This window comes from Sinorhizobium medicae, assembly GCF_007827695.1.
Classification (GTDB): domain Bacteria; phylum Pseudomonadota; class Alphaproteobacteria; order Rhizobiales; family Rhizobiaceae; genus Sinorhizobium; species Sinorhizobium medicae.
In genome coordinates, this window is record NZ_VITA01000004.1 from 374,748 (window position 1) to 393,887 (window position 19,140).

Below are 19,140 nucleotides of genomic sequence, written 5' to 3' on the forward strand. Positions count from 1 at the left end.
TCAGGGAGCAAGACGTGAATCAGCCGCCTAAACCGAATTCCTTCAGATCCGGACCCGATGAAGAGGGCCGTTTCGGCATATTCGGTGGCCGCTTCGTCGCCGAGACGCTGATGCCGCTGATCCTCGACCTCCAGGACGAATGGGCGAGGGCAAAGAATGATCCGGCTTTCAAGGCGGAGCTGGAAAATCTCGGCAGGCATTATATCGGCCGGCCGAGCCCGCTCTATTTCGCCGAGCGCCTGACGGCCGAACTCGGCGGCGCGAAGATCTACTTCAAGCGCGAGGAGCTCAATCACACGGGCTCCCATAAGATCAATAACTGCATCGGCCAGATCCTGCTTGCCAAGCGCATGGGCAAGACCCGCATCATCGCCGAGACCGGCGCCGGCCAGCATGGTGTGGCATCGGCCACCGTGGCGGCGCGTTTCGGGCTGCCTTGCGTCGTCTATATGGGGGCGACAGACGTGGAGCGGCAGGCACCGAACGTCTTCCGCATGAAGCTTCTCGGCGCCGAGGTGAAGCCGGTGACTGCGGGTCACGGCACCCTCAAGGACGCCATGAACGAGGCGCTGCGGGACTGGGTGACCAATGTCGACAGCACCTATTACCTGATCGGCACGGCCGCCGGCCCGCATCCCTATCCGGAGATGGTACGCGACTTCCAGGCGGTCATCGGCGAGGAAGCCAAGCAGCAGATGCTCGAAGCCGAAGGCCGGCTTCCGGACCTCGTGGTTGCAGCGGTCGGCGGTGGGTCAAATGCGATAGGCATCTTCCATCCATTCCTGGATGACGAGGGCGTCAGGATCGTCGGCGTTGAAGCCGGTGGCAAGGGCCTGGACGGCGATGAGCATTGCGCCTCTCTCACAGCCGGCTCGCCGGGCGTGCTGCATGGCAACCGCACTTATCTGCTCCAGGACGGTGACGGCCAGATCAAGGAAGGCCACTCGATTTCGGCCGGGCTCGATTACCCGGGGATCGGACCGGAGCATGCCTGGCTGAACGATATCGGCCGCGTCGAATATGTGCCGATCATGGATCATGAGGCGCTGGAGGCGTTTCAGATCCTGACGCGGCTCGAAGGCATCATTCCGGCGCTCGAGCCGTCCCACGCGCTTGCCGAAGTCATCAAGCGTGCGCCGAAAATGGGGAAGGACGAGATCATCCTGATGAATCTCTCCGGTCGCGGCGACAAGGACATCTTCACCGTCGGCAAAATTCTCGGTATGGGGCAATAACGAACATGACCGCACGCATGGAGCAAAGGTTCGCCGATGTGGCGGCTGAAGGGCGCCCGGTTCTCGTGACCTATTTCATGGGCGGCGACCCGGATTTCGACACGTCGCTCGCGATCATGAAGGCGCTGCAGCAGGCCGGCGCCGATATCATCGAACTCGGCGTCCCCTTTTCCGACCCGATGGCCGATGGACCGGCGATCCAGCTCGCCGGTCAGCGTGCGCTCAAGGCCGGGCAGACGCTTGCCAAGACGCTGGAGCTTGCCCGGCGTTTCCGGGCCGACGATCAGCGTACCCCCATCGTGCTGATGGGCTACTACAATCCCATCTACATCTACGGCGTCGAGCGGTTTTTGACGGACGCGCTCGAGGCCGGCGTCGACGGCATGATCGTCGTCGACCTGCCGCCGGAAATGGACGACGAACTCTGCATTCCGGCGCTCGCGAAGGGCATCAGCTTCATCCGCCTGGCTACACCGACGACGGATGACCGGCGTCTGCCCAAAGTCCTCGAAAATACGTCCGGTTTCGTGTATTACGTGTCGATGACCGGTATCACCGGCTCGGCGCTGCCGGATACGTCGCTGATTGCCGGTGCCGTGGCGCGCATCAAGGCACATACCTCCTTGCCGGTCTGCGTCGGTTTCGGGGTGAAGACGGCGGATCATGCACGCGCCATTGGTGCAACCGCCGATGGCGTCGTCGTCGGCACGGCCATCGTCAATCAGATCGCGTCGAGTTTGACGGAAGAGGGCCGCGCAACGGAAGCGACGGTTCCGGGTGTCGAAGCGCTCGTCAGAGGGCTTGCGGCCGGCGTACGGGCGGCACGACTCGCCGCAGCCGAATAATTGCCCATATTGACGCGCAAAAGCCGAAGGAAAATCTTCAGGAGAATGCTTAATTGAACTGGATCACAAACTACGTTCGGCCGAAGATCAATTCGATGCTCGGTCGCAGGGAAGTTCCGGAGAACCTCTGGATCAAGTGCCCTGAAACGGGCGAGATGGTGTTCCATCGCGATCTCGAAGAGAACAAATGGGTCATCCCGCAATCCGGTTTTCATATGAAGATGCCGGCGAAGGCCCGCCTTAAGGATCTCTTCGACGGCGGTATTTACGAGGCGTTTCCGCAGCCGAAGGTGGCGCAGGACCCGCTCAAGTTCCGCGATTCAAAGAAATACTCCGATCGCCTGCGCGACAGCCGTACCAAGACCGAGCTCGAGGACACGATCGTTGCCGGCCTCGGCCAGGTGCAGGGGATCAAGCTCGTCGCGGTCGCTCATGAGTTCAACTTCATAGGCGGATCACTCGGCATTGCCGCGGGCGAAGCGATCGTGAAGGCTTTCGAGCGGGCAATTGCCGAGAAGTGCCCGCTGGTCATGTTCCCGGCTTCTGGCGGCGCTCGCATGCAGGAAGGCATCCTGTCGCTGATGCAGCTGCCGCGCACGACCGTCGCGGTGAACATGCTCAAGGAGGCGGGTCTTCCCTATATCGTCGTCCTGACGAATCCGACCACCGGTGGCGTCACGGCGTCCTATGCGATGCTGGGTGATGTCCACCTGGCTGAGCCTGGCGCGGAGATCGGCTTCGCCGGAAAGCGGGTGATCGAGCAGACGCTGCGGGAAAAGCTCCCCGAGGGCTTCCAGACTTCCGAGTATCTGATGGAGCACGGCATGGTCGACATGGTCGTCAAACGCCACGATATCCCGGAGACGCTCGCCCGCGTGCTCAACATTCTCATGAAAAAGCCGGCCAAGGCGATCAAACGGGATACCGCTACCGAGCTTGCGCCGCTGCCCGTGGCCGCGAGCGCCTAGAGCACGCCAGCAAACTGTGCACCGTTTCCGCCCTGGAGTGCTTGATTTAAAGTGTGAGATCCGGATGCGCGCCTGCGCGCGCATCCCATCTGTCCTCATCCTGCTCCGGCGGGGTCGTTTTCGGGGCTACCATCATGACGGCGACTGAGGTCAGCGAGGCGGCGCGGGAGATCGAGAAGCTTCTCGCCCTCCACCCGAAAGGATTCGACCTCTCGCTCGACAGGATCACGCGGCTGCTCGCCGCTCTCGGCAATCCACAAGAGCGCCTGCCCCCGGTCATTCACGTCGCGGGGACGAACGGCAAGGGCTCGGTCACGGCCTTCTGCCGTTCGATTCTGGAGGCTGCGGGCCTGAGCGTCCACGTTCACACATCGCCGCATCTGGTGAACTGGCACGAGCGCTACCGCCTGGGCGTCAAGGACGGCAAGGGCGCTTTGGTCAGCGACCCTGTGCTCGCAGACGCCGTGCGGCGCGTCGCAGAAGCGAATGGCGGCCAGAAGATTACCGTCTTTGAAATCCTGACCGCCGTCACTTTCCTTCTTTTCGCGGAGCATCCGGCCGATGTCGCGATCATAGAAGTCGGTCTCGGCGGCCGATATGACGCGACCAATGTCATCGCTCGGCCGGCGGTCTCGGTGATCATGCCCATTTCGCTCGACCATCAGGCATATCTCGGCGATCGAGTCGAACTGATCGCTGCGGAAAAGGCCGGGATCATGAAGCGCGGCTGCCCGGTGGTGATCGGCCATCAGGAGGAAGAAAGCGCACGCGAGGTGCTGATCGAGACAGCCGAACGCCTTGGCTGCCCCACATCCGTGTACGGGCAGGATTTCATGGCGCATGAGGAGTTTGGCAGGCTGATCTTCCAGGACGAGAACGGCCTGGCCGATTTGCCGTTGCCCCGCCTGCCGGGCAGGCATCAATATGCCAATGCCGCTGCTGCCATCCGCGCCGTACGGGCAGCCGGCTTCGATGTTCCGGAGCCAGCGATCGAGAAGGGACTGGCCGGCGTCGAGTGGCCAGGGCGGCTGCAGCGTCTCGCGGGCGGCAGGCTTTCGCATTTCGGCCCGCCGGGCGCCGAGATCTGGATCGACGGCGGGCATAATCCCGGTGCCGGCCATGTCATCGCCGAGGCGATGGCCACCTTCGAGGAGCGTGACCCGAGGCCGCTCTTTCTGATCATCGGGATGATCAACACCAAGGATCCGATCGGTTATTTCAAGGCTTTTCTCGACCTGACCGAACAGGTCTTCACCGTGCCTGTTCACGGTTCCGATGCAGGGCTGGACCCTCTGGCGCTCGCTGCGGACGCGGCCGCTGCCGGGCTCGAGGCCAATGCCGCTTCCTCGGTCGCCGAAGCGCTGGGCCAGATCGCCGAGCTCACGGACGAGGACCCGGTGCCACCGCGTGTGCTGATCGGCGGATCGCTCTATCTGGTGGGCGACGTGCTGGCGGAGAACGGTACGCCGCCGCGATAGGTTCTACCTGACAATCGCCCTCCCTCCGTTCACAGGAAGATATGCGGATGAGCGCGCCCTGGTCTTATCATGTGCGCCTGCCCGAAAGAAAAAGCCCGGCCAAGCCGGGCTTCGTACGCCTGCGTTCAGGTTCCGGCGGGTTTAAGCTACCGCGTTCGAAATCCAGGAGCTGAGTGCCGTCTTAGGTGCGGCTCCGACCTTGATGTCGGCGACTTCGCCGCCCTTGAACATGGCAAGCGTCGGAATCGAGCGTACGCCATACTGCGCCGCGAGCTCGGGGTTTTCGTCGATGTTGAGCTTGACGACCTTGACCTTGCCGGCAAGCTCGGTGGAGATTTCTTCGAGGCTGGGTGCAATCATCTTGCACGGCCCGCACCATTCTGCCCAGAAGTCGACGACGACCGGTTCGGCCGAGTTCAGAACTTCTTTCTGGAAATTGGAAGTATCGACTTTCACAGTAGCCATCGGGTGCTCCTTCGGAATGGCAGTGTCCAGATGTTGTGTCTCATGTGAGGCATCGCCACTGGATTTTCAATATCGGGTATCTCACTTTGTCGCGAGCGCTTCAAGACTCCTGTCCAGCATCGCCTCGGAAAGAACCCGGATCGCCGGACCTTCCGTGAAGATCAGCACGCATCGGAAACGCTTGCCGGGATAAAGTGGTTTCAAGAGTTCGCGATAGATCGCAAGCTGGTTCCTGTAGACCGGCGCTATGTCTTCGGCCGAGGCGGGAATCTCGCGATTGGTCTTGTAGTCGGCGATCGTCACAGTGTCGCCGGAGACGGCCAGGCGGTCGATCCGGCCCGATACGGCAAATTCGCGGGGCCCGAGTTTCAGCGTCCCCATCACGGAAACCTCTGCCCGGCTGTGTTCACCGAAGAGCGGCTGCAGCTCCGCATGGCCGAGCACGTCCATAACGGTGGCGGCGAGTGCAAGCCGTTCCGCCTCGGGCCATCGCGGCACGGAACGGGCGAGGTAGCGCTCAGCCGCGGCCGTACGTTCCACGGCATCGATGGAGGGAAGCACCTGCAACAGCCGGTGCAGGATCGCACCGCGCAGCATTGAGAACTTCGGCGCGTTCTTGCCGGTGAAGAGCGCCGAGCCGACGATTGACGAGCCGTCCGGCTCGTCAATCGCGATGGCCGTACCGGATGGGGCAAGCGGTCGCGGAAGCCGCCGCGGGGGGGGCGGCGCCGTGAACAGCGCCCTCGGCAGACCGGCTTTGGCCTGTTCAGGCTCTCCAGAGGCGCCGTCGGCTGCCGGAAGGTCGCGCGGCACATGCGTCTCGCGCCAGGCAAGGCCCTGCCATTCCTCACCTGCGGCGCGGAAAAGCCTCGGCGTCGCGCGGCCCATGAGGTCCTGCGCCAGCGTTCCCTGTACCATCGAATGCCAGGTATCGACATTCTGCCGCTGGCCGCGATAGCCGCAGACGATCAGGCGGTCGGCTGCGCGCGTCATGCCGACATAGAGGAGGCGCCTATATTCCTCCTCCGCAAGCATCTTCAGTCGCTCGTTATCGTCGGCGATGAGCGAGTTCGGCGCCGAGCCCGGCGCACGCCAGACCGGAACGGTGAGCAGGGTTTGATCGGCTTGCGGTTTCTCCAGGAAGCGCAAGTCCGAAACCTGCTGGCGGACGAAGGCTTCTCCGCCGCCATCGACGAGGAAGACGACCGGTGCCTCCAGGCCCTTTGCGGCATGCACCGTCATGACGCGCACCTCGTCGCGTTCCTTGTCCTGCTCGCGCTTGACCGTCGGCGCTTCGATCTCCAGCGTCGAGATAAAAGCCTGCAGGCCAGGCAGGCCGCTCCTTTCGTGATCAAGGGCGAAGGTCAGGAACTCGTCCAGGATATCGCTGACCTCGCTGCCGAGCCGCGCCAGGAAGGCACGCCGGCCGCCATGGGCGCCGAGAATGCGGGCATAGAAATCGTGCGGCGATAGCTCCCGCGAAAGGGTGGAAAAGGCGGCAAGCTTCCGCACCGTTGCATTGTAACGGCTCGTCTCCTCCACGCCCGCCTGCTGCAGCCGGTGCCAGAGACTTTCGCCTTCGTTCCTGCGCGCGGCGAGTTCGAAGACATCGTCTTCGCAAAGATTGACGAGCGGGCTTTTGAAGAGTGCCGCCAATGACAGATCATCCTCGGGCAGAAGCACGAACCGGCCGAGCGCGATCAGGTCCTGCACGGCGATATGGCTCGTCAGAACCAGCCGGTCCGCACCGGCGACCGGAATATTGCCCCGCCGCTTGAGCGCGCGCATCAGCGCATTGACGAAGGCATCGCGCTTGCGGACCAGCACGATGACGTCACCCGGCCGCATGGCTCGGCGCACGCCTTTCTCGATCACGGTCTCCTTGCCGATCCAATCTTCGAGGACGGCTGCAATGCGCCGGGCAAGGATGTTCACCGGCGCGCGCTCGGGGGTGGCGTCAAATGGAGCGGTCCAGTCCTCGTCCGAAGCCGCCGGCTCGGGCGCGATCACCTCCCAGAGGTCGACGGCGCCGGGTTGCCCGATCCGGTTCGAGGCATGAACGATCGCCTCATCCCTGGCGCTCAGGCCTCTCGCATTTCCGATGTTTGCAAACACGGTGTCGACGGCGGAGAGCACGTCAACCGTCGAGCGGAAGGAAAGCTGCAGGCGGATCGGGCTGAAGCGCTTGTTGCCCGCGCGCACCCGTCGCTCGGTCAGCGTACGCTCGCGCGAGAAGCGTTCCGGCCGCGCGCCCTGGAAAGAATAGATAGACTGCTTCTCGTCGCCGACTGCAAAAATCGTGCGGTCGTCCGCACGCGCCGTATCGCCGGCGAAGAAATCCGCCGCCAGCGACTGGATGATCGTCCATTGCGCCGGGCTCGTATCCTGTGCTTCGTCGACGAGGATGTGGTCTATTCCCTGATCCAGCTTGTAGTGTACCCAGGCTCCGACGTCGCTTCTCGCAAGCAATGCCGCCGTGCGGTTGATCAGGTCTTCGAAATCGAGCTGGCTGCGCGCCTTCTTGAGCGACTCGTAGTCGCGGTTGAGCCTTTCGGCGAGGACGAGGGCGGCGCGGGTCGCCTCATACATTCTGACGATGCTCAGACGGTCCACGCAGGCAAGCAGATGGCTGCGTGCCTCTTCGATAAGGCTCTCGAGATGCGGTGCTTCACGACGCATGGCTGCGTTCAGAAAGGCCGAATCCGCCTTCGGCTTGCCACCGCCATTGAGGAAGGTTTCAAGCAGGCGGTCGTAGCGTGCCGCCGGATCCCCGATGGCACGGACGGTCCGAAAGCCTTCTGCGATGGCCGTAGGTTTGGTGCCGCCAAGGCGTGACGCAAGACCGATATAGTCGACTAGGGCGGCGCCATTGAGGCCTGCGAGCGGCCAGGCTGCGGCCATGATGGCCTCGGGCGTATCGCCGGGGTTGAGGTCGAGGGCCGCGCGCAGATGCGTGTCCAGGCCGCCGCGACCCGAGACGCGGTCCAGAAAGGCCTGGATCTGCGCCCGATTGGCGACGATCGCCGCGAGCAGCTTTTCGAGCCCGGTGTCGTCCGCGAGTTCGAGGACCGTTGCGAAGGCCGCCGCCAACTCCCTGTCGTTTGCCGCCGCCGTGGCGGTTAGGAGAGCCCTGCGCGCATCGGCAAGCAGGACCGCGGCGGCTCGATCGTCGAGAACGGAAAAATGCCCGGCGACATTGGCCTCCAGCGGGAACTGGTGCAGGAGGGCCTCGCAAAAGGCATGAATGGTCTGGATCTTCAGGCCGCCCGGCGTTTCCAGGGCCCGCGCAAACAACCGGCGCGCCTCCTGGATCTTGCCGGTGGCCGGTCGCTTGCCTTCGATCGCCTCGATCCGTTTTTCGAGCGCAGCATCGTCGAGGGTCGCCCATTCGGCGAGCTTCTCGAACACACGGTTGGACATCTCGGAGGCGGCTGCCTTCGTATAGGTCAGGCATAGGATGGCAGATGGCCGGCAACCCGCGAGCAGCAGCCGGATGACGCGTTGCGTGAGCACATGGGTCTTGCCGGAGCCCGCATTGGCTGAAACCCAAGCGGAGCGCGCGGGATCGGAGGCGAGCGCCTGCCGTTCCGTCGTCCAGTCGAGCCATCCTTCCGGGGTTCTCTCCTCCGGTCCGGTCGCATCACTCCTCATCATCGTCCTCGCCATCCGCGGTTGCCCATTCGGCGACGCGTGCCAGATGATCGTATTCCCCGCCGTAATCGCGCTGCTTTTGGACGATCAGCCGCGAGGCGAAGCCGTGTCTGCCGCTGACGAGGGCAGCGAGCAGCTTCCTGAGTTCGGCGAGTGCCTCGTCCGCCAATTGTTCGGTGGATTTCGTCTCCTTCGAGCGGGCGCCTTCATTGTTGACGGTGTCGACGGCGAAGCGGGCGCCCGGCTTCAATCGAACGTAGCGCAGCGAATGCGGCCTGGCCGCGCCCACCGTATGGAATGCCCCGGCCCTGAGCGCCGCCGCCTCGAGGGCAAGTTGCGGGTCTAAAAGAGCCCGCGCCTCCTTCGGCGAGGGGCTCGATCCGGTTTTGTAGTCGATGATGTCGATCGTTCCATCCGTAAGCCGATCCAGCCGGTCGGCGATGCCGGTCAGCCGGATGTCGGCGGTGCCGAGATCCATAGCTGCCGGGACCTCGGTGAAGGATCGTGAAACGCCGCGCCGGCGCTCCCGTTCCCAGCCGAGAAACGCCCTTCCGACCGCCTGGAAGCGCGGCCGCCAGATTGTGTCGATATGCGCAGGTAGTTTCTCCTCGTCGAAGGCCTCGTCGGTGAGCCGGATCATCGCCTCCTCGCCCTCCCGCGATGCAGGGTCGAAGCCGCCCTTCACAAAGCGTTCGACGATCCGGTGATAGAGCTGGCCGCGTTCGGCCGCACCGGGATCGCGGTTGAAGGGATCGATCGGCTCCAGCCGCAGGATCCGCCGCGCGTAGACGGCGTAGGGGTCGCGGCGAAGGCGCGTTATTTCGCTGAAAGAATATTTGCGCGGCTGCAGTTCCGCCGGGGGCTTCGGCTCCGGACGCTCCGACAGTGGCTGACGCTCGCCGTAGTCGAGAATGCGCATCCAGTGAAGATAGTTCGCGCCATTGGCCCTTAACTGCTTCGTCAGCCTCTCGCCGCCGAGCGCCTGCAGGCGTTGCAGCCATCTGGACGCCACCGTCGGCGCCGAGCCTTGACGCATGGAACGCGAGAAGATCAGCTTGCGCGTCCCGCACGCCATCTGGAAATCATGCGCGAGCTGACCGATACGCCGCTCCGGCGGCTCCAGTCCGATGCCCGCCTTCATCGTCCTTGAAAGAAACGGATCGTTCGATGTCTGTCGGGGCCAGGTCCCCTCGTTCATCCCGCCAAGCACGACGAGGTCCACGCTTTGCAGGCGCGATTCGAGTGCGCCGAAAATGAACACGCGGGGGTGGCGCATGGATCGCGGCTTGACCGCTTCGCTTGCGGCAAGCGCCTCGAGAATATCGCACCATTGCGCCCCATCGGACTCCATCTGGCCGTCGGTTTCCATGATGCCTCTGAGCAGCGTCGACAATGTTTCGCCGGCTTCCGATGCCCAAAGATCGCCGAGGCTGCCCCGCTCGTCGACGGCGACGGCTTCCAATGCTCGCCCCGTGCGCTCGGCCCAATCGGAAAGCGAAAGAACGGTCGAGCGATGACGGCCGATCTCCGCGTCGGCAGAGAGGGTACTGGCCAGAGGTTCGACGGCCGTCGCTATCCGGCGGGCGAGCGCCCGTGCCAGCGCAATGTCGTCCAGGCCGATACCGTTTCTCCAGGGCGGCGGGTGGCGCTCGGCCTGATGCTTGGCAAGCGCCTTGTCGAGGACCGGTTCCAAGGCCGATATGTCGACCACGTCCGTGCCGCCGCGCAGGGCGACAAGCTCCAATACGTCCGCAGCGCGGCGCGCATCTTTCGCGGAGCCGCCGAAGCGAGCCAGCGGATGCTTGAGAAGTGCCACCAGAGCAACGGGATCATCCGGCCTGAGCGTCGCTTCCAGCATCAGCCGGGCAAGCGTACCCGCAGCCGTCGCGGAGAGCGGAATTCCGGCGGAATCGTCCGCCTCTATACCGAAGCGGGCGAGCTCGGCACCGACGCGACGCGCAAGGTCGCGATCGGGCGTGATGAGCGCCGCCTGGCTCTCCTCGTCGCCCTCGAGGGCGAGGCGGAGCGCAATCGCGATGGCGGTTGCCTCTTCGCGTTCGTTCGCCGCCTCGATCAGCGCCACGCCCGCAAAGGCGGAGAAGAGCCGCCCCGGCTCGAAACTCAGGCGTGCCTGCATCCAGACGTTCGTCGCGTCGGCCGGCAACAGCGCCCGCGACAGGACTGCGCTCCGGCAATCGAGGTCGTCGGGAGCGGAGGCGAGGGCAGGCACATCGTCGCGTTCGATACCCATGCGCCTTAGCAGGCGGTGGAATCCATACTGCGGATGGGTACGGCTTGCCGGGTTCCTTGAGAAGGCTCCAGCGCCGTCCGCCTCGCCGGCAATCAGCTGCCACTCCGCATTGCTCATCGTCCCGTCGAGCCCTGGAAGCACGATCGTACCGTGCGGCAAAGCCTTCACCGCAGCGATCAGGGCGGCCGTTGCCGGGATCGAGCCGGTCGAGCCGGCGATGATGATAGGTCCGGTCACTTTTCCGGCAGCGATGCGCTGGGTTTCGGCCTTCAGCACGGCATTGCGGTGGCGCGCGGGCGAGGAGTGCTTGAGCTCCGCCAGCCGCTCCGGCCAATAGGTCCGGGCTATCTTGAGGAAGGCGAGCGTCAGTTGCCACCAGAGCGCATGTTCGCCGCCATCGAGCCCGTCAAGCGCATCCCAATCGAGTTCCTCTGTCTCGATCGCGTCGATGAGTTCGGCTAGGTTTCGCGCGAGCCAGATAGCGTCGGCGGGGCTCGCCGGTGCGATCAGCGGACTTTCGGCATGAATGTCGAGGACCACCTGCGGCAGACGGTTGCGCCAGGCGAGAATGAGGCGGCCGAGCTCTATGAGCCTGGCCGTTCCGGAAAGCGGCGGCGCAAGGTCGAGAATCGCCGGCAATTGCGTGTCGAAGAAGCCGCTGTCGTCATCGGTCTCACCGAGCGCGCGGATCACCGGGAGGATCGCCGAACGGCCGCCGAGCAGGTCGACGAATTCCGAGCGCAGCACCCGGGCGGAGCGCCGGGTCGGCGCGAAAATCGTGACGCCGGCGAGCGCCAGCGGCTCGGTTGGATCGTAGCGGAAGCCGGCCGTCAGTTTGCCGTCGCATAGCTTTTCCGCCAGCGTCCTCAGAAAGGGCAGGCCAGCGGGAATCGTGAAGACGTTCGGATGTCCGGACACTTCATCCCTCCGGACGGAAGCGGCAGATCGCAGCCTCGGCCTCTGCAATGGCTCCAGGCGTGCCGACGGTCATCCAGTGGCCTTCCAGCAACAGACCGAAAAGACGACCCCTGGCGATCGCCCGGTCGAAATAGATATTGAGGTTGAACGCCTCGTCCGGAGCATCGGCAAGCAGCGCGGAGTCCATGGCGATCGCGCCGGCATAGACGACGGGATTGTTCATTCCTTCTTCATATCGCGTCAGCCGACCGTCGTCCGACAGCGAGAAGTCTTTTTTTCCATTGTGCCCGGTCGTATCCTGGAGTCTTACGCACAGCAGCGCCATGTCCATGCGCTCGGGGTCGAAACAAGCCGCGAGCCTCTGCAGATTGCTCGGTTGCCCCGGCTCCTCGGCCACCCAGAAGAGGTCGGCGTTCATAACGAGAACCGGCCCGCCCTCCAGCAGCTTCAGACCTTTCGCAAGCCCGCCGCCGGAATTCATCAGAGCCTCGCGCTCGTCCGAAATCAGGATGTGCGGCACCTCGCGCCGGCTGAGATGATCCTCCATCTGGTCGGCGAAATGATGGACGTTCACGACGGCCTGGGTCACGCCCGCCGCTGCAAGCAGATCCAGCACATAGTCGATCATCGGCTTGCCTTCTATCCTGACGAGAGGTTTTGGCAGCGTGTCGGTGACCGGCCGCAGGCGAGTGCCCAGTCCGGCCGCAAGCACCATGGCGTTGGTGATGGGCATCGTATCCTAACGGTTCGCTGATTCGGGAGCGAGGATTCCAGTCTTAATGCACCATTCGCGCAAGGGTGTCAGCACCTGATGGGAGAGCGCGTGCTCGAGATAGGCGAAGGTCCGCGGCATGTGCTTCATATAGCCGGGCTTTCCGTCGCGCTCCTTGAGCCGAACCCACAGGCCGGCAAGCTTGCAATTGCGCTGGGCGGCCATCAGATGCCAGTCGCGCAGAAAGGCCGCTTCGTCGAAAGAATCCGAAGCGCGGCGGTCTGCCGCGTAGGCGGTCAGCATCCGCCTGGCGAGATCGGGCTCGACGGTCACGCGCGCATCCTGCACCAGCGAAGCCACATCATAGGCCGTCGGCCCGATCATCGCGTCCTGGAAATCGATGATGCCAATGCGATCGAAGCCAGATTTTTCCGGGCGCCAGATGATATTCGGCGAATGGAAATCGCGCAGAAGAAGGTTCCTCTCCGCCGAAGCGAGAACGTCGATCAGGCCCTCCCAGACGGCAAAATACTCCTGCCGCTCCTCCTCGGAAGCGGGCCGTCCACGTCTCCACGGGAGATACCAATCGATGAGAAGGCTTATTTCGATCCTGATCGCCGTCCGGTCGAAATCGGGGATGCGATGAACGGTGCCGTCGCCGATCTCTACATCGCGCTCGGCCGGCTCTGCATGGAGTCGTGCGAGAAGGCGCACGCTTTCCAGATAGCGCTCCGCGACGGGACGGCCATACGCGTCGAGAATGCCTTCGGAGCCCAGATCCTCGATGAGCAGCAGACCCCGCTCAAGGTCGCGCGCGTAGATTGCCGGTGCCGCGAAGCCGCGCTTCCGCAGAAACGCCGAGATTGCGACGAAGGGAACGACGTCCTCGGCGATATGGGCGAGCTGCTGGTAATACTTGCCGTTCTGAAGGATCGGCCCCGGCTTGTGTCTCGGCGCGTCCATCAGGATCTTCGCCGGCTCACCGTCCCTGCCATCGATGCGTTCATACGCGCGGATCGAAGCATCGCCGCTAAGGTGACGGCGCCGCACGCCGGGGTAGCCTTCACCGGTGAGGAACGTTCGAATGGCAAGGGAACGAACGATCCGATCGAAGGCAGCTTCCGGAGCGGTGACGTTTACGCGCCGCCCGTCGCCTTCATGCGAGAGGGTCAGGGTGATCCGGACAGCCGGGAGCGCCTCCTCGGCCCTGTCAGGCCATTCGACCAGACAGATGCCTTCAGTGAGCGCCTCGTCGAAACCGAGTTCGTCCAGCTCGGAGGCGTCCGCAAGGCGGTAGAGATCGAAATGCGCGACCGGTATCCTGAGATCGTAGCTTTGGACCAGGGTGAAGGTGGGGCTCGGCACTTCCAGCGCTTCGTCGTCGGCCATTGCCCGGATGAAGGCTCTTGCGAACGTCGACTTTCCCGCGCCGAGGTCGCCGGAGAGCGCGACGCAATCGCCGGCTTTCAGCGCCAATGCGAGGTCCTCGCCGAATTCGTTGGTGGCGGCCTCGTCCGTCAGCAGGCATTCTAGCGACTTCATTTATCACATCTATTCCGCCGCAATGACCTTCGGCGCTTGAGCGGAGGGAATGCGGCAGGTGACTTCGGTGCCCTCACCCTCCTTGCTGCGGATCGACACGTTGCCGTGGTGAAGGCTGACGAAGCTCTCGACGATGGAGAGGCCCAGACCGGCGCCGCCGCGTTGGCCGTAGCTTTCGAAGCGGTTGAAGACGGTGTTGAGCACGTCCTGCGGGATGCCCGGCCCGGTGTCGGTGACGGAAAAGGCAAAGTCGCTCCCCTCGCGCCAGCATTTGAGCTCGATCGTGCTCCCGTCGGGCGCGAAATTCGCGGCATTGGTCAGTAGCTTTATGAAAATCTGCTTTAGCCGTTGCTGATCGGCGGTGATTCGGCCGAGATTGTCGGGTGCATCGGTTCGAAGCGACACGCCGCTCTCCACCAGGCGATCGCCCATCTGCTGGGTCACGTCGTCGATGAGGTCGATGAGGTTCACCTCGGCCAGCTCGAGCTCGACGATACCGGCATCGACGGTCGCGAGATCGAGAATGTCGTTGACGATCGTCAGAAGCAGCGACGAAGAGGTGGCGATGTGATCGACATATTCCGCCTGGCGCTCGTTGAGTTCGCCGAAGACCGGCGTTTTCAGAAGGTCGGCGAAACCGATGATGTTCGTCAGCGGCGAGCGCAGCTCGTAGGAAACATGGTGCACGAAATCGTTCTTCAGCGCGTCCGCCTTGCGCAGCGCTTCGTTCTTCTCGGTCAGCGCACGCTCGACGCGGACGCTGTCGGTGATATTGACGAAGGTCAGCATCGTCTGGGCGTTCGGAAGCGGAATGACCGCGTAATCAAGGATCAGCCCGGTGCGCAGTTCCAGGATCCCGCGGCTCGACGGCCGCTCATCATCGAAGCTGGTGATGATATGGGCGAAGCGCTTCCAGCCGTCCTGCTGGTCATAGGAAGCAAGGCACGCCTGCTCGATCGCTCGTATATGGGTGCCGGGCTGGGCCTCGGTCTCGTTGATGCCCCAGATCGCCCGGAAGGCCGGGTTCGACAACCGTATGCGGCCGTCCGGTCCGAAAACGGCGACGCCCTCGGCGAGATGATCGATCGTTTCGCCCTGGACCTGGACCAGCGTGTTATACCGCGTTTCGAGGTCGACCTTCTCCGTCAGGTTCTCGAAGACCCAGGTGGCGCCGCCCTGCGGCCGTGCGGTCGCGAAAACGCGCAGCGTCTGGCCGTTCGGCAGGTGCCAGAGATCGGTCTGGGTGTCGAGCGCCTGATAGACGGAAAGCGCATTCGCCTTCCATTGTTTCCAATTGAGCTGCTCCGGCAGCTTGCCGCCGTCGCGCAGGCGGTCGAACATCTCGCCATTGTCCGGCTTACGCTCGAGGAATCCCATATCCAGATCCCAAAGCCGCTGGAATGCCTGATTGTAGAACTGCAGGCGCTGGTTGCCGTCGAAGATCGCCACCGGCGTTGCCAGGTGCTCGAGCGTTTCGGCATGGCTCTTGAGCGTCCTGGCCAGTTCCTCGCGCACCGCTTCGATACCGGAGACGTCGATCGCGATGCCAGCCGAGCCGGCCGGCGTGCGGGCGTCCACGACGTCGAAGAACGTCCTGTTGCCCCTCACAACTGTGGAAACCTTGTCGCGGAACGGCGTCTGCAGGGTCGCGACCGCCCTGATCCGGTCGCGAGCCGCCGTCGCGAGCAGCTCCCTCTCTTCGGCGACCGCAAGGCTCGCACTCGGGGTTTCCACCGCCTTGGCATAGGCGGCGTTGACCCATTCGAGCCTGCCGTCTCCTGCGCGCTGCCAGGCGGGAAGGTCGACCGCGTCGAGCAGCGTCCGGAATGTTGAAAGGGACGCGTGCAGCTGGTCGCGTTCGAGCTTCAGTTCGGCGAGCTCTGCCCTGAGATTGTTGAGCGCGATGAAGCGAACGAAGGCCCGCCCGCCCGACACGCGGCCCTGAGCCTCGAGGACCTCGTTGCGCTGGGTCTCGAGCACGAGGTCGAAGCTTTGCGCCTGGGCGCGCAGAGCCTCGATCGCTTTTTCGAGCTGCCCCGCCGAATGCGGCTTGACCCAGCGGCCGAAGGCGAGAAAGTCGCGGTCGTCCTGTGGTGCGCCGGTCTCCACCGGGAGATGCCCCAGGAACTCGGCTCGATCTGCGAGCCCGTCCCAGATCACGATACGCCTGTTCTTGTCGGCGATTAGCGCCTGAAAGCGGGAAATATGCTGGTTCGCGTCGGACAGGCTGGAGCGAAGATCGCGGTTCTCGGCCTCTATGTTTCCGCGCTGGCGGATGAGCCAGATCGCCGAAATCATGGCGGCGGAAATGACCCCGATAAGCACGGAGAAGGTGACGACCTCGGGGGTGCCGAATATGCTTCTGGCCGGGCCGGCGGCCTGAGCAGCGGCATCGCTTGCCGTGAGCAGTACCGTCCCCGCAAGGAGCCGCCTTATGAGTCTCGGCGCCCCCTGCCGTTTTGCAGAAGTCCTGGATAGATGTGTTTTCACGGCGCCGTCCCCGTTCGTCCGGAAATTGCCGGCGACCTTGCGCCCCCGCGCGCCGGAACCCGTTCAAAGGTCCCTGTCAGTTCCGATTCCATCTCCGGTCTGTCTCCGTCTGTTTGCCGCCTGTCCGACAAGACATCCCATTTCGATCGTGCCGCCGGCCGGAAAGTCCGTACCGGCATTACGAATCGATAAGTTAACCATACTTCTTTGACGATTCGGCTGAAAGTGTGCGGCCCAAAAAAGCGGCCGCGATCTCTTGTCAAGATCGCGGCCACAACATGTTGTGGATTGCCCGGGTAAGGATTAGTACCGGTAGTGTTCGGCCTTGAACGGACCCTGCGCCTTCACGCCGATATAGGCGGCCTGTTCCTCCGAAAGCTCGGTCAGCTTCGCGCCGAGTTTGGCGAGATGCAGTCGCGCCACCTTCTCGTCGAGCTGCTTCGGCAGCACGTAAACCTCGTTCTTGTAGTTCTCGCCCTTCGTGAAGAGCTCGATCTGCGCCAGAACCTGGTTGGAGAAGGAAGCCGACATGACGAAGGACGGATGTCCGGTGGCGTTGCCGAGGTTGAGCAGACGGCCTTCCGAAAGCAGGATGATGCGATTGCCCTTCGGGAACTCGATGAGATCGACCTGCGGCTTGACGTTTGTCCACTTCAGGTTACGGAGCGCCGATACCTGGATCTCGTTGTCGAAGTGACCGATATTGCCGACGATCGCCATGTCCTTCATCGCGCGCATGTGCTCGATGCGGATGACGTCCTTGTTGCCGGTCGTGGTGATGAAGATGTCCGCTGATGATACGACGTCTTCGAGCTGAACGACTTCGTAGCCGTCCATGGCCGCCTGGAGGGCGCAGATCGGGTCCACTTCAGTGACCTTGACGCGTGCGCCGGCGCCGCTGAGCGAAGCGGCCGAGCCCTTGCCGACGTCGCCGTAGCCGCAGACCACCGCGACCTTGCCGGCCATCATCACGTCGGTACCGCGGCGGATGCCGTCGACGAGCGATTCCTTACAGCCGTATTTGTTGTCGAACTTGGACTTGGTGACGCTGTCGTTGACGTTGATCGCCGGGAAGGGCAGCAGGCCCTTGGCCTGGAGCTGGTACAGGCGGTTGACGCCGGTCGTCGTCTCTTCCGTCACGCCTTTGATCGCGTCGCGCTGCTTGGTGAACCAGCCGGGCGTCGCGGCGAGGCGCTTCTTGATCTGTGCGAAAAGGATCTCTTCCTCTTCGGAGCCCGGATTGATCAGAATGTTCTCGCCTGCCTCGGCGCGGGCGCCGAGCAGGATATACATGGTCGCGTCGCCGCCGTCGTCGAGGATCATGTTCGAGACGCCGCCATCGGCCCACTGGAAGATCTTGTCGGTATAGGTCCAGTATTCCTCGAGCGTCTCACCCTTGACGGCGAAAACGGGAACGCCGCTCGCGGCGATCGCGGCTGCGGCGTGGTCCTGTGTCGAGAAGATGTTGCACGACGCCCAACGCACTTCGGCACCGAGAGCGACCAGCGTCTCGATCAGCACCGCGGTCTGGATCGTCATGTGGAGCGAGCCGGTGATGCGTGCGCCCTTCAGCGGCTTCGATGCACCGAACTCCTCACGGCAGGCCATCAGACCAGGCATTTCCGTTTCTGCGATGGCAATTTCCTTGCGGCCGAAATCGGCAAGTCCGATGTCGGCGACGATATAGTCCTGATTTGCGCTCATGAAGTTCTCCAGGCTTATCCTAGGACCGCGCGGCCCCATGGCCGTTCGGCGGCGTGACAATGCCTCCCGCGGTTGCGGGCAGCGTGGCTTCGGTCTATCAGGAATTCCCGGAGAGGGCAATAAACATATAAAGACGTCTTTATACGTTTATATCGCTCATATGTCCTCGCCAAACTTGTCGCGGACCAGCGCGTCGAGCGCGTTGAGCGCCTCTTCCGCCTGAGCGCCGCTGGCGGTCACAAAAACCGTGCAGCCGGTGCTGGCCGCCAGCATCATCAGCCCCATGATCGAGGTCCCGCCGACGGTCATGCCGTCTTTCGACACGGTGATCTCCGCATCATAAGCTTCGACGGTTTGAACGAATTTCGCCGAGGCACGCGCATGCAGTCCGCGCTTGTTGACGATAAGCAGTTCACGCGTGAGCGCCGCGTCCGAAAGGTGGTCCATCATTTTCCACTCAGAACGCGGCTGGCGACGTTGATGTATTTGCGCCCGGCCTCGGAGGCTTCCACAAGCGCCTTGTCCATATCGCTTTCGCCGCGCACGCCTGCGAGCTTGATGAGCATCGGCAGGTTGACGCCGGCAATCACCTCGACGCTGCCGCCGCGCATCACCGAGATGGCAAGGTTGGAAGGGGTGCCGCCGAACATGTCCGTCAGGATAATGACGCCGTTGCCTTCATCGACCTTCTCGACGGCATCGAGAATGTCCTGACGCCGCTGATCCATGTCGTCCTCGGGGCCTATGCAGACCGTCTCGATTGCTTTTTGCGGACCGACGACGTGCTCCAAGGCATGCCGAAATTCATCCGCCAGCTTGCCATGAGTGACAAGCACAAGTCCGATCATGGGAATCTTTGCTCCAACTGCATATGCAACTCG

The 19,140-nt window shown here is 63.3% G+C and carries 13 protein-coding genes; 4 read left to right on the plus strand and 9 right to left on the minus strand.

Annotated features, from left to right (window positions below):
- The first annotated feature begins 14 nt into the window (after nucleotides 1-14).
- The 4 genes from trpB to FB009_RS09445 all read left to right on the plus strand — a co-directional run bounded on the left by trpB (nucleotide 15) and on the right by FB009_RS09445 (nucleotide 4,526).
- Nucleotides 15-1,235 (plus strand): tryptophan synthase subunit beta, encoded by a 1,221-nt coding sequence (gene trpB / locus FB009_RS09430; protein ID WP_018013125.1) that lies wholly within the window; start codon nucleotides 15-17, stop codon nucleotides 1,233-1,235.
- A 5-nt stretch (nucleotides 1,236-1,240) separates the two neighbouring features.
- Nucleotides 1,241-2,080, plus strand: coding sequence for a tryptophan synthase subunit alpha (gene trpA, locus FB009_RS09435; protein WP_012067443.1), 840 nt, complete (start codon nucleotides 1,241-1,243; stop codon nucleotides 2,078-2,080).
- 53 nt (nucleotides 2,081-2,133) lie between these two features.
- Nucleotides 2,134-3,048: an acetyl-CoA carboxylase, carboxyltransferase subunit beta gene (gene accD, locus FB009_RS09440; RefSeq protein WP_012067444.1), complete on the plus strand. Its 915-nt coding sequence runs from the start codon at nucleotides 2,134-2,136 to the stop codon at nucleotides 3,046-3,048.
- Nucleotides 3,049-3,182: 134 nt separating this feature from the next.
- A complete protein-coding gene (locus FB009_RS09445) occupies nucleotides 3,183-4,526 on the plus strand; it encodes a bifunctional folylpolyglutamate synthase/dihydrofolate synthase (RefSeq protein WP_012067445.1) in 1,344 nt (447 codons plus the stop codon).
- 141 nt (nucleotides 4,527-4,667) lie between these two features.
- Here FB009_RS09445 and trxA read toward each other — a convergent pair whose 3' ends face one another.
- The 9 genes from trxA to FB009_RS09490 all read right to left on the minus strand — a co-directional run bounded on the left by trxA (nucleotide 4,668) and on the right by FB009_RS09490 (nucleotide 19,107).
- Complete coding sequence (trxA, locus tag FB009_RS09450) at nucleotides 4,668-4,991, minus strand: thioredoxin (RefSeq protein WP_012067446.1); 324 nt, start codon at nucleotides 4,989-4,991, stop codon at nucleotides 4,668-4,670.
- An 81-nt stretch (nucleotides 4,992-5,072) separates the two neighbouring features.
- On the minus strand, nucleotides 5,073-8,642 hold the full coding sequence (gene addA, locus FB009_RS09455) for a double-strand break repair helicase AddA (RefSeq protein ID WP_012067447.1): 3,570 nt from the start codon (nucleotides 8,640-8,642) through the stop codon (nucleotides 5,073-5,075).
- On the minus strand, nucleotides 8,632-11,811 hold the full coding sequence (addB, locus tag FB009_RS09460; protein WP_102045022.1) for a double-strand break repair protein AddB: 3,180 nt from the start codon (nucleotides 11,809-11,811) through the stop codon (nucleotides 8,632-8,634). The genes addA and addB overlap by 11 nt, the downstream gene beginning before the upstream one ends.
- A gap of 1 nt (nucleotide 11,812) precedes the next feature.
- Nucleotides 11,813-12,544: a nucleotidyltransferase family protein gene (locus tag FB009_RS09465; protein ID WP_012067449.1), complete on the minus strand. Its 732-nt coding sequence runs from the start codon at nucleotides 12,542-12,544 to the stop codon at nucleotides 11,813-11,815.
- Nucleotides 12,545-12,550: 6 nt separating this feature from the next.
- On the minus strand, nucleotides 12,551-14,065 hold the full coding sequence (locus FB009_RS09470; protein ID WP_012067450.1) for a bifunctional tRNA (adenosine(37)-N6)-threonylcarbamoyltransferase complex ATPase subunit type 1 TsaE/phosphotransferase: 1,515 nt from the start codon (nucleotides 14,063-14,065) through the stop codon (nucleotides 12,551-12,553).
- A gap of 9 nt (nucleotides 14,066-14,074) precedes the next feature.
- Nucleotides 14,075-16,555: a PAS domain-containing sensor histidine kinase gene (locus FB009_RS09475; protein WP_012067451.1), complete on the minus strand. Its 2,481-nt coding sequence runs from the start codon at nucleotides 16,553-16,555 to the stop codon at nucleotides 14,075-14,077.
- Between the two features lie 303 nt (nucleotides 16,556-16,858).
- A complete protein-coding gene (gene ahcY, locus FB009_RS09480) occupies nucleotides 16,859-18,259 on the minus strand; it encodes an adenosylhomocysteinase (protein WP_012067452.1) in 1,401 nt (466 codons plus the stop codon).
- 156 nt (nucleotides 18,260-18,415) lie between these two features.
- Complete coding sequence (locus tag FB009_RS09485) at nucleotides 18,416-18,709, minus strand: HPr family phosphocarrier protein (RefSeq protein ID WP_012067453.1); 294 nt, start codon at nucleotides 18,707-18,709, stop codon at nucleotides 18,416-18,418.
- On the minus strand, nucleotides 18,706-19,107 hold the full coding sequence (locus tag FB009_RS09490; RefSeq protein WP_012067454.1) for a PTS sugar transporter subunit IIA: 402 nt from the start codon (nucleotides 19,105-19,107) through the stop codon (nucleotides 18,706-18,708). The genes FB009_RS09485 and FB009_RS09490 overlap by 4 nt, the downstream gene beginning before the upstream one ends.
- Nucleotides 19,108-19,140: the final 33 nt, after the last annotated feature.

What these genes read in the sequence shown, in the direction of transcription:
- trpA (WP_012067443.1), top strand. Translation starts at nt 1,241, where the DNA reads ATGACCGCACGCATGGAGCAAAGGTTCGCCGATGTGGCGGCTGAAGGG.
- FB009_RS09445 (WP_012067445.1), top strand. Translation starts at nt 3,183, where the DNA reads ATGACGGCGACTGAGGTCAGCGAGGCGGCGCGGGAGATCGAGAAGCTT.
- trxA (WP_012067446.1), bottom strand. Translation starts at nt 4,991, where the DNA reads ATGGCTACTGTGAAAGTCGATACTTCCAATTTCCAGAAAGAAGTTCTG.
- addA (WP_012067447.1), bottom strand. Translation starts at nt 8,642, where the DNA reads ATGAGGAGTGATGCGACCGGACCGGAGGAGAGAACCCCGGAAGGATGG.
- FB009_RS09465 (WP_012067449.1), bottom strand. Translation starts at nt 12,544, where the DNA reads ATGCCCATCACCAACGCCATGGTGCTTGCGGCCGGACTGGGCACTCGC.
- FB009_RS09470 (WP_012067450.1), bottom strand. Translation starts at nt 14,065, where the DNA reads ATGAAGTCGCTAGAATGCCTGCTGACGGACGAGGCCGCCACCAACGAA.
- ahcY (WP_012067452.1), bottom strand. Translation starts at nt 18,259, where the DNA reads ATGAGCGCAAATCAGGACTATATCGTCGCCGACATCGGACTTGCCGAT.
- FB009_RS09485 (WP_012067453.1), bottom strand. Translation starts at nt 18,709, where the DNA reads ATGATGGACCACCTTTCGGACGCGGCGCTCACGCGTGAACTGCTTATC.
- FB009_RS09490 (WP_012067454.1), bottom strand. Translation starts at nt 19,107, where the DNA reads ATGATCGGACTTGTGCTTGTCACTCATGGCAAGCTGGCGGATGAATTT.